Here is a 13,650-nt window from a genome sequence, read left to right as displayed (position 1 = left end):
CATGCCCGACATCCCGCCCGACCAGTCGCTGATCGAGTACCCCTGCGACTTCCCGATCAAGGTCATGGGCCCGCACGTCCCGGGCTACCTGGAGGCCATCGTCGCGGTGGCCCGCGCGTTCGACCCCGGCTTCGACGCCGCCACCGTCGAGCAGCGGCCGAGCAAGAGTGGCAACTACCTCGGCCTGACGATCACCATCCGCGCCACCAGCCGCGAGCAGCTCGATGCGCTCTACCGCGCGCTGTCCGGGCACCCGATGGTCAAGATCGTGCTCTGACCCTGGGGCGCCTGGGCGTCACATGTCCAGCACCCACGCGATGATGTTTTTCGCGACGAAGCCGAGCATCCCGAACGACAGCACCAGGAACAGCACGAAGGTGCCGAACCGGCCGGCCTTCGACTCGCGCGCCAGCTGCGCGATGATGAAGAGCATGTAGAGGATGAAGGCCGAGACGCCGACCGTCAGGCCGAAGTGGGCGAGCTGTTCCTCGGAGTAGCCGAACATGGTGTCGTCCCTCCGCTTCAGGCCGCTGCCGAGCCAGCCGGATCAGCCGGAACCAGATCGCGATAGGCATACCAGCTGGCATGGCCCAGCATCGGCACCACCGCGATCAGGCCCATCAGCAGCGAGCCCAGGCCCAGCAGCGTGAAGCCCATCAGCAGGGCCGCCCAGACCGCCATCGGCAAGGGGTTCTCGATCACCGCGCGCCAGCTCACCAGCACGGCCTCCAGCACGCCGATCGGACGGTCCAGCATCATCGGAATGGCCAGCACGCTGGACGCATAGACCGGCGCGGCCAGCAGCGCGCCCAGCGCCAGCCAGAGCTCGAACAGCCACGACTGCCGGTTGGCGACGACCAGCCGCAGGAAGTCGATCGGCGTGACGATCGGCGCCGGCGACAGCGCATGGATGAGCGCCGCCGAGGTCAGCACCCAGCCGGTGCCGGCCAGACCGAGCAGCAGGCCGAAGCGCACCAGCCGGCGGTCGACCGACAGCCAGACCGACAGCACCGTCGACCAGCTCGCCGGCTCGCCGCGTTCGAGCGCACGGCTGACCGCATAGAGCCCGGTGGCGGCCACCGGCGCGACGATCAGGAAGCCCGACAGCGCACCGGCCATGACCCAGAACTGGTGCCGCGCCACGGCCAGGATGAACCAGCCCGCCAGCGCCAGCAGCAGGCCATGCGAGAACGCGATGCCCGGCGCCTGCCGGATGTCGTGCCAGGCCCGTTCCAGCCAGGTCAGCGGCTGCAGCGGCCGCAAGGTGCGGATGGGGGTCCGGAAGGCGATGGCGTCGACGTGCATCCAGGGATCCTAGTGCAGCGTCCGGCGCCGTTTCATGCGCTTCGTCATGCCCGGTGCACGGGCGACGGGGTTCAAGACGATGCTTCCGTGCGCCGATAAGACGATCATCGGCCGTGGCCCTTGCGGGCCTGCCGAAGACCCTGCGGAAAGAGCTTCACCATGTCATCAGTCCTGCCTGCGCTGACCAAGGCACCGCCCGACCTGGCGGCCTGGACCGCCGCGCTGCGCGCCCGGCCGATCCCGCTGCTGGCCAGCAGCGTCGCGTCGCTGGCCGTGCTGGCCGAGGCCGAGGAGGCACGCGGCAACGTCGACGCCCACCGCGTCGACGTCGCGATCGACGACGACCCGCTGGCCACGCTGTGGGTGCTCGAACTCGCGGCCCGCCAGCGCCACGTCCGCCAGGTCACGCCGGCCGAGACCGTCACGGCCGCCGTGATGATGCTGGGCATCGGCCGCTTCTTCGGCGCGACCGCCGACGTGCAGGTGGTCGAGGACCTGCTGGCCGACCAGCCCATCGCCCAGGACGGCCTGCGCGCCGTGCTGCGCCGGACCCACCGCGCCGCCCGATTCGCGCTCGGTTTCGGCATCCACCGCATGGAGCCCGACGTCACGCTGCTGCGCGTCGCCGCGCTGCTGCACGACGTCACCGAGATGCTGCTGTGGTGCCACGCACCGGCCCTGATCGGCGAGGTCGCCGCACGCCTGCAGGCCGACCCGACGCTGCGCTCGGAAGCCGCCCAACGCGAGGTGCTGAACGTCAGCCTGATCGACCTCGAACAGTCGCTGCTGCGCGCCTGGCACCTGCCCGAACGCCTGCTGCGCCTGACCGACGACCACGCCGAAGGCATCGCCCTGGTCCAGCCCCAGCGCCGCCTCGTCAAGCTCTCGGTCCAGCTCGCCCGCCACACCCAGTCCGGCTGGGACAACGCCGCCCTGCCCGACGACATCGAGGAACTCGTGCAACTGCTGAACCTGTCGCCGATGGCGGTGCGCACGTTGCTCGGGGAGCTGGACAGCTAGGAACGCCCCCCGTCCTGCTCGGCCTGCAAGCGGGCCCGCAACCCTTCCACCAGCCCCCACACCCGCCCATCCCGCGACAGCTCCAGGTGGGCCAGTCCGGGCCAGTGGTGAACAGCGCCAGCGCCGTCCAGCACGGCGCGTGCGGGTGGGAAGACGACGTTGTCGCAGTGGCTGTGGACGCAGGTGAAACGGGCCCGCCAGGCCGGTGATTCGCTGGCGGCGAGGGTCTGCAGCCAAGGGCTGTCGGGTGCCATCTGGCGGGCGTTGGGTGGGGCGAAGCCGGCCGACAGGTTCGTCAGCCAGGTGCCGCCGTGTGGCGTGCCGAGTGTCAGCACGCGCGGCATCGGCCAGGCGGGCAGGTCGATGCCGGCGGCGCGTTGCGACTCGCGCCAGCGCCACCAGGCGCGCACGGCCAGGCCGCCCATGCTGTGGGCGACGATCAGCGGCATGCGGCCGGTCGCCTCCATCAGGCGCTGGACGCCGGCCTCGACCTGGGGCGCGTAGGTGTCGATGCCGGTCCATGTCGGGTGCAGGTCGACGGCCACGTGCGGGATGCCGTGGCGGGTCAGCCAGGTCGGCCATTCGGGCCACCAGAAGCCGCGGTTGCAGTGGTAGCCGTGGACCAGCAGCACACCCGTCCCGCCCGTCTTGCCGATCTGGCCGGGCTCGTCCGCCCAGGCCCGGTTGCGCCAGACCTGGCGCCAGCCGAACACCCGCGTCGACAGCCAGACCTCGCGGCAGGCCGCCTTCAGAAGAGCTGACGGCGACGGGCGCGGCGCCGGGTCGTCGCGGTGCTGCGTGGCGACCGCGAGCATCTCGATGCCGAAGGCCAGCAGCGTCATCGCCGGCACCAGCAGCAGCAGCCAGGCCGACCACGCCGTCAGCGCCAGCAACGCGGCCCCGCCGGCCAGCCAGGCCAGCCGCAGGGGCCACGGCGACGGCGCGGTAACGGGCTCGATGAAGGGTGCCGTTCCGGCGTGTTCGTGCGTCTTCCTGTCCATCCTCAACCTGCCGACATGGTGGCTATCCCGGTGGGCCGGCGATGCCCGGGCTGGCATGCTCGACGTGACACGATCCTGAAGGATTTCCAATGGAAATGAACCGCCCTCGCCCCTGGCTGGACCAGTACCCGGACGGCGTCGAACCCGACATCGGCACGCCGCCCGCGACCAGCCTGGTCGACCTGCTCGACGACAGCTTCAGGCGTTACGCCGACCGCGAGCATCTGCTCTTCATGGGTCATGGCCTGAGCTTCGCCGAAGTCGACGCGCAGTCGCGCGCGATTGGCGCGTGGCTGCAGTCGCTCGGGCTGGAACCCGGCGCGCGCGTGGCGCTGATGATGCCCAACGTGCCGCAGATGGTGATCTCGCTGGCGGCCGTGCTGCGGGCGGGTTACGTGGTCGTCAACGTCAACCCGCTCTACACGCCGCGCGAGCTGGCGCACCAGCTGGTCGATTCGGGCGCCGAGGCGATCGTGATCCTGGAGAACTTCGCCGCCACGCTGGCCCCGGTGATCGCGCAGACCCGCGTGCGCCACGTGCTGCTGACGCAGCTCGGCGATGCGCTGCCGCCGCTCAAGCGGTTGCTGGTCAACACGGTGGTGCGGCACGTCAAGAAGCTGATCCCGCCGTGGACGCTGCCCGAGCGGAGCGGCCACACGCTGCGGCGCTGGCCGCAGGCCTTGAAGGCCGGCGCCGGGATGACGCTCAAGCGGGTCTCGCCACGGCCGGACGACCTCGCCTTCCTGCAGTACACCGGCGGCACGACCGGCGTGAGCAAGGGCGCGATGCTGCAGCACCGCCACGTCATCGCCAACATCGCCCAGTGCGAGAGCTGGTTCAGCCCGATCACGCGCCAGCACACCGAGCAGATGACCGGCGTCTGCGCCCTGCCGCTCTATCACATCTTCGCGCTGACGATCTGCTTCATGCTGGGCGCGCGGCTCGGCCAGCGCATGGTGCTGGTGCCCAACGCGCGCGACATCGCCGGCACGATCAAGACGCTGGCCAGCGTGCGCTTCCACCTCTTCCCGGCCGTCAACACGCTCTACAACGCGCTGATGGACCACCCCGACATCAAGACCGTCGACTTCTCGGCGCTGGCGCTGTCGATGGGCGGCGGCATGGCCGTGCAGCAGGCGACCGCGCAGCGCTGGCTGGCGCTGACGGGCTGTCCGATCGTCGAGGGCTACGGCCTGTCGGAGACCTCGCCGGTGGCCTGCGCCAACCGGGTCGACGTGCACGAGTTCACCGGCTCGATCGGCTATCCGATGCCGTCGACCGAGATCGCGATCCGCGACGACGACGGCCGCGACCTGCCGTCCGGGACCGCCGGCGAGATCTGCATCCGCGGCCCGCAGGTGATGGCCGGCTACTGGCAGCGCCCGGACGAGACCGCCCAGGTGCTGGACGCCGACGGCTGGTTCCGCAGCGGCGACATCGGCACGATGGACCCGACCGGCCAGGTCCGCATCGTCGACCGCAAGAAGGACATGATCCTGGTGTCCGGCTTCAACGTGTACCCGACCGAGATCGAGCAGGTCGTCAGCCTGATGCCCGGCGTGGCCGAGTGCGCCGCCGTCGGCATGCCCGACGAGCGCACCGGCGAGGCGGTCCGGCTGTGCATCGTCCGGCGCGACCCGAAGCTGAGCGACGAGGACGTCGCCGCCTGGTGCCGCCAGCAGCTGACCGCCTACAAGCGACCCAAGGTGATCGAGTTCCACACCACGCTGCCCAAGACCAACGTCGGGAAGATCCTGCGGCGCGAACTGCGTGACGCGCCCCCTGCCCCATCGAAGCCCTGAGGCCACTTGCCCACACGCTGGCCACAGCCTGCGCACAGCCACGCACAAGCCTGTGGGCAAGTCCGGCACAGGACGGGACGAATCCACAGGCCAGCGCCGGTCGGCCAAGTTGTTGTCACCTTGCCCCTGTGCTTCCAGGGCCTCGGCCCACAGACTTGGACGTTCTGCAAGTCGTTGATCGACAAGGGGATTTCGAGCTTGTCCACAGAACAGGTCGGCCCCTATTACGACTACTACCCTGAAAATTTTCAAAAATCCCGATGAATACAGGGAACAACTTCCGGCCCTTCGGGCACGCCTGCGGCGGGCTTTCCGGCGAAGGTTGCGATGCGACAAGAAAGCGTGATCGGCATGGCCCGACGCCTCGCGGCGAGCGTGCGGCTCACCTATCCTGAAACCATCCTGCTGTCCGGACCTCGCCCGTGGACCGTCATTTCCTGCATGCCCTGTTCCAACCCTCCAGCCTGATCGTCTTCACCGGCGGAGAAGACCCCGACACGCTCGCGCACGGCCCCGCCCGGGTGCTGCTGAGGGCGCTGAAGGCGCAGGCCTTCGAAGGCCGCGTGACCCACCTCGACACCGAGATGACCGGCACGCTCGGTGACCTGGCGGAGACCCGCGCCGACCTGGCGGTGATCGCACTGCCACACGAGCGCATCGCTGCCGCGCTGGAGATCGCCGGGCGGATCCGCTGCCGCGCCGCGCTGGTGCTGTCGAGCAACCTGCCGCTGGCCGGCTGCCAGGAACTGCACGCGATCGCGCGGCGTCACGACATCCACCTGCTGGGGCCCAACAGCCTGGGCTTCCAGCGCCCGCACGAGAAGCTCAATGCCAGCCTGGCCGGCCGGCTGGCGGCGCCCGGGCCGCTGGCGCTGGTGTCGCAGTCGGGCGCGCTGACCGCGTCGATGCTGGACTGGGCCGCGCGCAACGGCGTGGGCTTCTCCAACGTGATCTCGCTGGGCGCCAACACCGCCGTCGACCTGCCGCAGGTGCTGGACTTCCTGGCCCATGACGCGGCCACCCAGAGCATCCTGGTCTATCTGGAAGGCATCCAGAACGCGCGCCGCTTCATGAGCACGCTGCGCGCGGCGGCCTACGCCAAGCCGGTGGTGGTGATGAAGGCGGGCCGCAAGCCGGCCGGCAGCCAGGTCGCGCTGACGCACTCGGCGGCCATCGTCGGTTCGGACGATGTCTTCGAGGCCGCGCTGCGCCGCGCCGGTGTCGTGCGGGTGCGCACCTTCACGCAGATGTTCTCGGCCGCCAAGTGCCTGGCCTCGCGCTACCGGCCGACCGGCCGGGGGCTGGCCATCGTCACCAACGGCGGCGGTCCGGCCGTGCTGGCGGCCGACCATGCCAACGAGATGGGCCTGAACGTCGTCAGCCTGGGCCAGCCGCTGCGCCAGGAACTGCAACCCGGCCTGCCGGCCGGCGCGACGCTCGACGGCGTGATCGACCTCAGCGAGGACGCCGGCCCCGAGCACTACCGCGCCGCGCTGCTGGCCTGCGCACGCGAACCGTCGGTCAACGGCGTGCTGGTGCTCTACGCACCCAAGCCCGAAGGCGATCCGGACGCGATCGCGCAGGTGGTCTGCGAGACGCTCTCGCGCGTGGCCAAGCCGGTGCTGACGAGCTGGATGGGCGAGGAAAGCGTGCGCGACGCGCGCCTGCTGCTGAACGCCCGCTCGATCCCGACCTTCCGCACGCCGGAATCGGCCGTCGACGCCTTCCACAACATCGCCAGCTTCTATCAGAACCAGCAGCTGCTGCAGCAGACGCCGCCGCCGCTGTCGAACCTGGCGGTGCCCGATGCGGAAGGCGCGCGGCTGCTGATCGAGGGCGTGCTGGCCGAGCGCCGCAAGGTCTTGACGGAGATGGAATCAAAGGCGCTGCTGGCGGCCTTCCACATCCCCGTGACGCGCACGATGCGGGCCCGCGATGCCAGCGAGGCGATGCTGATCGCCAGCCAGCTGGGTTACCCGGTGGCGCTGAAGATCGACTCGCCCGACATCAGCCACAAGTCGGACGTCAACGGCGTGATGCTGAACCTGCGCAGCGCCACCGCCGTGCGCGATGCCTGCCAGGACATGCTGTCGGCCGTCGCCCGGGCGATGCCGCAGGCGCGCATCCACGGTGTCACGGTGCAGCCGATGAGCGGCAAGCGCCACGGCCGCGAGGTCTACATCGGCATGACCACCGACGACCCGTTCGGCCCGGTCATCACCTTCGGTGCCGGCGGCACCATGATCGAGCTGATCGCCGACCGTGCGATGGAGCTGCCGCCCCTGAACCAGTTCCTGGCCCACCGGCTGATCGAGCGCTCGCGCATCGCCGAGATGCTGGGCGCCTGGCGCGGCCTGCCGGCGGTCCAGCTGGAGGCGATCGAGCAGGTGCTGCTGCGGGTCTCGGAGATGGTCTGCGCACTGCCGCAGCTGCGCGAGATGGACATCAACCCGCTGATCGTCGACGAGGACGGCGTGGTCGCGGTCGACGCGCGCATCGTCATCGAGCACACCGCCAGCGCGATGCACGGCTACGACCACCTGGCCATCCTGCCCTACCCGGCCAGCCAGGAACGCGAGTGGCCGATGAAGGGCGGCGACCTCTACACGATCCGGCCGATCCGGCCCGACGACGCCGACATGCTGCAGGACTTCACCCGCAACCTGTCGGAGGAGAGCCGCTACTTCCGCTTCGCCAGCGCGATGCACGAGCTGCCGGCGCGCATGCTGGCGCGCTACACGCTGATCGACTACGACCGCGAGATGGCGCTGGTGGCGGTGCACGTCGACAAGATCCCCGACGACGGCGTCGAGGGCGGCGTGCGCGAGGTGCGCCAGATCATCGGCGTGTCGCGCTACATCACCAACCCGGACCAGACCAGCTGCGAGTTCTCGCTGGTGGTGTCGGACGCCTACAAGGGCCAGGGCCTGGGGTCGCGTCTGATGCTCAGCATCATCGAGGTGGCGCGCAGCCGCGGGCTGTCGGAGATCGACGGCCTGGTGCTGGCCAACAACCCCAACATGCTGCGGCTGATGCGCGGCCTGGGCTTCAGCGTCGCGCCGTTCCCGGAGGATCCGGAGTTCAAGCTGGTCAGCAAGCCGCTCTGACGTTGACGCGGCGCCGGCTCAGTCCGGCCGGATCGGGATGACACGCGCCGCCTGACGGCCTTCCCAGGCCTTCAGCGCCGCCTTCCAGGCCAGCCAGTCGGCCCGCCAGGTGTCCTGCACGCAAGGGTCGCAGCCGCTGTCGCAGCAGACGCCTTCGGGCAGGGGTTCGGGCTCGACCGGGCGAGGGTCGTCGGCCGGGCCTTCAAGGCTGGCTGGAAGGTGTCGGTCCATGCGTGTCACACCCTGACGCTCAGACGCTGGCCATCGCCTCGCCGAGGCGGATCGCGCGGGCCGGCGCCCACTCGGGGTTGAAGCGCAGCGGGCCGGCCGGGAACAGCATCACGACGGTCGAGCCGAGCAGGAAGCGGCCCATCTCCTCGCCCTTCTTCAGCACCACCACCTGGCCGGGCTGCTCGCCATAGGTCCAGCTGCGGATGTGCCCCGGGCGCGGCGGGTTGACCATGCCGTGCCAGACCGTGGCCATGCTGCCGACGATGGTCGCGCCGACCAGCACCAGCACGAACGGACCGTGCGGGCCCTCGAAGAAGCAGACCACGCGCTCGTTGCGCGCGAACAGGCCGGGCACGCCGCGCGCGGTCGTCGGGTTGACCGAGAACAGCGCGCCGGGCACGTGCGTCATGCGCGTCAGCCGACCGTCGCAGGGCATGTGGATGCGGTGGTAGTCGCGCGGGCTCAGGTAGAGCGTGGCGAAGTGGCCGCCGGCGAACGGCAGGGCCTGGAACGGGTCGCCGCCGAGCAGCGCGGTGGTGCTGTACTGGTGACCCTTGGCCTGGAAGACCTGGTCGCCGGCATCGCCCGTCAGGCGGCCGAACTGGCTGATGGCGCCGTCGACCGGGCAGATCAGGTCGGCCTCGGCCAGCGGCCGCGCACCGGGCTTCAGCGCGCGGGTGAAGAAGTCGTTGAAGGTCGCGTAGTGACCGATTTCGGGGTCGGCCGCCTCGGCCATGTTGACGCCGTAGCGCGCCACGAATCGCCGGATCACCCAGGTGGTCAGGCCGCCGGCGCGGGCCGAGGCGAAGCGTCCGGCGAGTGCCGTGAGGGCTTGTTTCGGCAGGAGGTACTGCGGCAGGACGGCGAGGCGATCGGACACGGCGGGCACCGGTGGTGGACAAACGGGCCGCAGTGTATCGGCGCCACCTTGCTCCAAAGGCGCTGCCGGCAGGGGGTCAGCCGCCGCTCGATGCCCGTCCGGCACAGCCCATCGGGCGGTCGTGGCACAGGTAGAGGTCGGTGTCGGGGAGTGCGCCGCGCAAGGCGTCGAAGGCCTGTTCGGCCAGCGCGTGGGCGTCGTCACACAGGCCCTGGCCCATGCGCAGCGTCAGCGTCGCCTCGCCGTCGGCAATCTCGATCGCCTGGACCCGGCCGCTGCTGACGATGTCGAGCGGCTCGCGCAGTTCACGCACCTCGCGCAGGGCGGCCAGCACCGCATCGAGCTGGTCCTGCGGGCCTGCCAGCCGCAGCTCGGCATTCGGGGCGCGCACCGCCTGGATCCAGATCGTCGTACCGCCGCGTGTGTCCATGGGTGAGATGCTGCGCCCGTTCGGGGCCTACCGATTTGAGTGATGTCAAGCTTGGCACGTCCAGGCGTGACTGTCGACCGATTCAGCCGCGTTGCCACACGGCCAACGCGCCGTCGAGCGATCGGCTGGCGCGCGCCGGCGTCCACTCGAGCCAGGGGTCGTGCTGGATGTAGATGTCGGTGTCGGGCAACGCCGCCTGCAGCGCTCGCAGGGCCCGGTCGGCGGCGAAGTCGCTCAAGGGGCAGTCGGGGCCGACGCCGACCAGGCACAGGCGCACCTCGCCGTCCTCGATCCGCAGCGACTCGACCAGCCCCAGCGCGACGATGTCGGCGTCGAGCAACGGGTCGCGCACGCCGCGCAGCGCGTCCAGCGCGCGCAGCAGCGGCCCCGTCGGCCCGGCCAGGCGCAGGTCGGCGTCGGCGGGCAGGTCGGGGCTGCGCGCGGCGTCGGTCGAGCGGCTCCAGGGGCAGCTCATCGGCGGGTAGGGATCGAGGGTGGACAGCGACATGACGGGCCTCCTGCCCTGCAGGAATCAAGGTCCGGTCGACTATCGGACGGCCGCGTCCGAGGGGCTTGAGGCGGGTCAACCGGGGTGGTCGTGCGGCGTCTGTCAAGGGACCGGAATGCGCCCGATCTGATCCAGCGCGCATCGGCTCGCCCGGGTCTGGGCGAGCCCGGGCGTCCGCACTATCCTCCGCCCCTGATCCACGGAGACCCCTCCATGTCCGACCCGAATCGCCAGGACCTGTCGCTGTTCGACAGCGACGCCACGACCTCCCCGAGCCGCGCCGCGAGCCCCCGCCGGGCCGCCGCCAGCACCGCCGAGGCCCCCAGCCGCGCCAACCTGCCGGCCCAGGCCATCAGCACCGAGGTGCTGCAGGAAAAGTACGCCAAGGGCGACGAGAAGACCATCGCCGACGTGCGCCGTCGCGTCGCCGCCGCGCTGGCCGCCGTCGAGGCGCCCGAGCAGCGCGAGGCCTGGGCCGCGAAGTTCCTGGCCGCCCAGGAACGCGGTTTCGTCCCCGCCGGCCGGATCGCCTCGGCCGCCGGCACGACGCTCAGCGCGACGCTGATCAACTGCTTCGTCCAGCCCGTCGGCGACTCGATCGCCGAACCCGAGGACGGCTTCCCGGGCATCTACACCGCCCTGACCGAAGCCGCCGAGACGATGCGGCGCGGTGGCGGCGTCGGCTACGACTTCTCGCGCATCCGCCCGCAAGGTGCCTGGGTCGGCTCGACCGAGAGCCATGCCTCCGGCCCGGTCAGCTACATGCGCGTGTTCGACCGCAGCTGCGAGACGGTCGAATCGGCCGGCAGCCGTCGCGGCGCCCAGATGGGCGTGCTGCGCTGCGACCACCCGGACATCGAGACCTTCATCCACGCCAAGGACCAGGGCGACCTGCGCAACTTCAACATCTCGGTCGGCGTGACCGATGCGTTCATGCAGGCGGTCGAGTCCGACGGCCCGATCGAGCTGGTCCACAAGGCCGAGCCCGGCCCGAAGCAGAAGGCGGCCGGCGCCCGCCAGCGCACCGACGGCCTGTGGGTCTACCGCGAGGTCCCCGCGCGTGACCTGTGGGACCAGATCATGCGGTCGACCTACGACCATGCCGAGCCGGGCGTGCTGTTCCTGGACCGCATCAACCAGGACAACAACCTCGGCTACTGCGAGACCATCGCCGCCACCAACCCCTGCGCCGAACAGCCGCTGCCGTCCTATGGCTGCTGCTGCCTGGGCTCGGTCGACCTGACCCACTTCGTGACCCGCCCGTTCGAGGCCGACGCCGGCTTCGACGAGGCCGGCTTCAGCGAGGTCTGCGCCGTCGCCACCCGCATGCTCGACAACGTGCTGGACGCCACCGTCTGGCCGCTGCCGGCGCAGCAGCAGGAAGCGGCCAACAAGCGCCGCGTCGGTCTGGGCTTCACCGGCCTGGGCGACACGCTGATCATGCTGGGCCTGCGCTACGACACGCCGGCCGCGCGCGACATGGCGCGCCACATCAGCGAGGTCATGCGCGACGCGGCCTACAACGCCTCGGTCGACCTGGCCGTCGAACGCGGTGCCTTCCCGCTGTTCAACGCCGACCTGTACCTGAGCCGCGGCAGCTTCGCCTCGCGCCTGCCGGCCGCCGTCAAGGACCGCATCCGCGCGCACGGCCTGCGCAACTCGCACCTGCTGTCGATCGCGCCGACCGGCACCATCAGCCTGGCCTTCGCCGACAACGCGTCCAACGGCATCGAGCCGCCCTTCAGCTGGACCTACACCCGCCGCAAGCGCGAGGCCGACGGCAGCTTCAAGGAATACAGCGTCGAGGACCACGCCTGGCGCCTGCACCGCCACCTCAAGGGCGTCGACGCGCCGATGGGCCCGGCCTTCGTGACCGCGCTGGAGATGAGCGCCGAGGCCCACGAGATGATGGTTGCGGCGGTCGCCCCCTGCGTCGACACCTCCATCAGCAAGACCGTCAACGTCCCGGCCGACTACCCCTACGAGGACTTCCAGGGCCTCTACATGGCGGCCTGGAAGTCGGGCCTGAAGGGCCTGGCGACCTATCGCCCGAACAGCGTGCTGGGTGCCGTCCTGAGCGTCGAGCCGACGCCGGCCGCTGCGCCGGCCACGCCTGCCGCCGAGGCCGCACCGGCGCCGCTGACCGTCGCCGAGACCACGCCGTCCGGCGCCAACCAGCGCCTGCGCCTGGACCGCCTGCCGCAGCCGGTGATGGCCAGCCTGCGCTGGCCCAGCCGGCCCGAGATGAGCGGCGGCAACCCGGCCTGGAGCTTCATGATCCAGCACCCGCACGGCGACTTCGCGCTGTTCGTCGGCGAACTCCCGGCCGCCGCCGGACCGGACGCCGGCCTGTTCGAGCGCAACGTGCCCTTCGAGGTCTGGGTCAACGGCGCCGAGCAGCCGCGTGGCCTGGCCGCGCTGGCCAAGACCTTGTCGCTGGACATGCGGGCCAATGACGCCAGCTGGCTCAAGCTCAAGCTTGACGCGCTGGCCACCGTCGCCGAGGAACGTGCCTTCGAGATGCCCTTCCCGCCGACCGGCGAGAAGAAGCTCTTCCCCGGCGTTGTCGCCGCCACCGCCGCCGTCATCCGCTGGCGCTGCGAGCAGCTCGGCGCACTGCAGGAAGGCGGCCCGTCGCCGGTCCTGGCGGCCATGTTCAGCCGCGAGGAACCGCGCACCGGCACGCAAGGCACGCTGGCCTGGGCGGTCGACATCCACAACCCGGCCACCGGCGAGGAGTTCACCCTCACGCTCAAGGAAGTCACCCTGCCCGGCCCGGACGGCAGCCACGTCACCCGCCCCTGCGCGATCGGCTTCGCTGGCAACTACCCGCGCGCGCTCGACGGCCTGGCGCGCCTGCTGTCGCTGGACATGCGCGTGATCGACCCGGCCTGGGTCGGCATGAAGCTGCGCAAGCTGCTCAACGTCGGCGAGCCGCTCGGCCACTTCATGGCCCCGGTGCCCGGCCAGAAGCGCCAGCAGGTCTGGCCCAGCACGGTCGCCTACGTCGCCCGCCTGGTCATCCACCGCTACGCAATGCTGGGCGTGCTGACCGAGGAAGGCGAGCCCGTCAGCGCGATGGGCGTCCTGGCCGCCCCGGTTGCCGCCGTCCAGGCCAGCGAGGCCGATGCCGACACCGCGCCGACCGGCTCGACCGCCCGCAAGGTCATCGCCGGCAAGCCCTGCCCCGAGTGCGGCAACGCCACGATGATCCACAAGGACGGCTGCGACTTCTGCACCAGCTGCGGCTACGTCGGCGCCTGCGGGTGATCGTGAGCCCCCAAGCTCGCTGGCGCTCGCTACCCCCCGTGGGGGCCGCCCGCTGGTGGACCGGCGAAGCCGGCTCCACGGCGGGGGCTGGGATTA

At 70.9% G+C, this 13,650-nt stretch carries 12 protein-coding genes; 5 read left to right on the top strand and 7 right to left on the bottom strand.

Going from position 1 to position 13,650, the window contains the following annotated elements:
* The first annotated feature begins 1 nt into the window (after position 1).
* Positions 2-277, top strand: coding sequence for a DUF493 family protein (locus ACWA7K_RS18325; RefSeq protein ID WP_456162999.1), 276 nt, complete (start codon positions 2-4; stop codon positions 275-277).
* Between the two features lie 18 nt (positions 278-295).
* Here the strand turns inward: ACWA7K_RS18325 and ACWA7K_RS18320 are convergent, their stop codons facing one another.
* Together ACWA7K_RS18320 and ACWA7K_RS18315 are read right to left on the bottom strand one after the other, a co-directional pair.
* Positions 296-505 carry a DUF2788 domain-containing protein gene (locus ACWA7K_RS18320; RefSeq protein WP_456162997.1) on the bottom strand — a complete coding sequence of 70 codons (210 nt, stop codon included), beginning with the start codon at positions 503-505 and terminating at the stop codon, positions 296-298.
* A gap of 17 nt (positions 506-522) precedes the next feature.
* Entirely contained in the window at positions 523-1,305 is a 783-nt protein-coding gene (locus ACWA7K_RS18315) for a DUF2189 domain-containing protein (protein WP_456162995.1), read from the bottom strand.
* Positions 1,306-1,464: 159 nt separating this feature from the next.
* Here ACWA7K_RS18315 and ACWA7K_RS18310 point away from each other — a divergent pair, with 159 nt between their 5' ends.
* Positions 1,465-2,325 (top strand): HDOD domain-containing protein, encoded by an 861-nt coding sequence (locus ACWA7K_RS18310; RefSeq protein WP_456162993.1) that lies wholly within the window; start codon positions 1,465-1,467, stop codon positions 2,323-2,325.
* Here ACWA7K_RS18310 and ACWA7K_RS18305 read toward each other — a convergent pair.
* Positions 2,322-3,326: an esterase/lipase family protein gene (locus tag ACWA7K_RS18305; protein WP_456162991.1), complete on the bottom strand. Its 1,005-nt coding sequence runs from the start codon at positions 3,324-3,326 to the stop codon at positions 2,322-2,324. The two genes, ACWA7K_RS18310 and ACWA7K_RS18305, sit on opposite strands and share 4 nt — an antisense overlap.
* Before the next feature lie 89 nt (positions 3,327-3,415).
* Between ACWA7K_RS18305 and ACWA7K_RS18300 the strand changes: the two genes are divergently transcribed.
* Both ACWA7K_RS18300 and ACWA7K_RS18295 read left to right on the top strand, forming a co-directional pair.
* Positions 3,416-5,128: an AMP-binding protein gene (locus ACWA7K_RS18300; RefSeq protein ID WP_456162989.1), complete on the top strand. Its 1,713-nt coding sequence runs from the start codon at positions 3,416-3,418 to the stop codon at positions 5,126-5,128.
* 422 nt (positions 5,129-5,550) lie between these two features.
* A complete protein-coding gene (locus ACWA7K_RS18295; RefSeq protein ID WP_456162987.1) occupies positions 5,551-8,235 on the top strand; it encodes a bifunctional acetate--CoA ligase family protein/GNAT family N-acetyltransferase in 2,685 nt (894 codons plus the stop codon).
* A gap of 18 nt (positions 8,236-8,253) precedes the next feature.
* Here ACWA7K_RS18295 and ACWA7K_RS18290 read toward each other — a convergent pair whose 3' ends face one another.
* From ACWA7K_RS18290 to ACWA7K_RS18275, 4 genes are all read right to left on the bottom strand, one after another.
* The gene (locus ACWA7K_RS18290) at positions 8,254-8,466 is read right to left on the bottom strand and encodes an oxidoreductase-like domain-containing protein (protein ID WP_456162985.1); all 213 of its coding nucleotides are present in this window, start codon (positions 8,464-8,466) and stop codon (positions 8,254-8,256) included.
* A gap of 19 nt (positions 8,467-8,485) precedes the next feature.
* Complete coding sequence (gene asd, locus ACWA7K_RS18285; protein ID WP_456162983.1) at positions 8,486-9,346, bottom strand: archaetidylserine decarboxylase; 861 nt, start codon at positions 9,344-9,346, stop codon at positions 8,486-8,488.
* A 76-nt stretch (positions 9,347-9,422) separates the two neighbouring features.
* Positions 9,423-9,776, bottom strand: a complete 354-nt coding sequence (locus ACWA7K_RS18280) for an iron-sulfur cluster assembly protein (RefSeq protein ID WP_456162981.1) — start codon at positions 9,774-9,776, stop codon at positions 9,423-9,425.
* Between the two features lie 82 nt (positions 9,777-9,858).
* On the bottom strand, positions 9,859-10,284 hold the full coding sequence (locus ACWA7K_RS18275; RefSeq protein WP_456162979.1) for an iron-sulfur cluster assembly protein: 426 nt from the start codon (positions 10,282-10,284) through the stop codon (positions 9,859-9,861).
* Positions 10,285-10,497: 213 nt separating this feature from the next.
* Here ACWA7K_RS18275 and ACWA7K_RS18270 point away from each other — a divergent pair, with 213 nt between their 5' ends.
* The gene (locus tag ACWA7K_RS18270) at positions 10,498-13,554 is read left to right on the top strand and encodes an adenosylcobalamin-dependent ribonucleoside-diphosphate reductase (protein WP_456162977.1); all 3,057 of its coding nucleotides are present in this window, start codon (positions 10,498-10,500) and stop codon (positions 13,552-13,554) included.
* The last annotated feature ends 96 nt before the right edge of the window (positions 13,555-13,650 follow it).

It is taken from the genome of Leptothrix mechoopdaensis (SeqCode), assembly GCF_053893855.1.
Note: the sequence above shows the minus strand (reverse complement) of the source record. Positions and strands in the feature narration are given on the sequence as shown.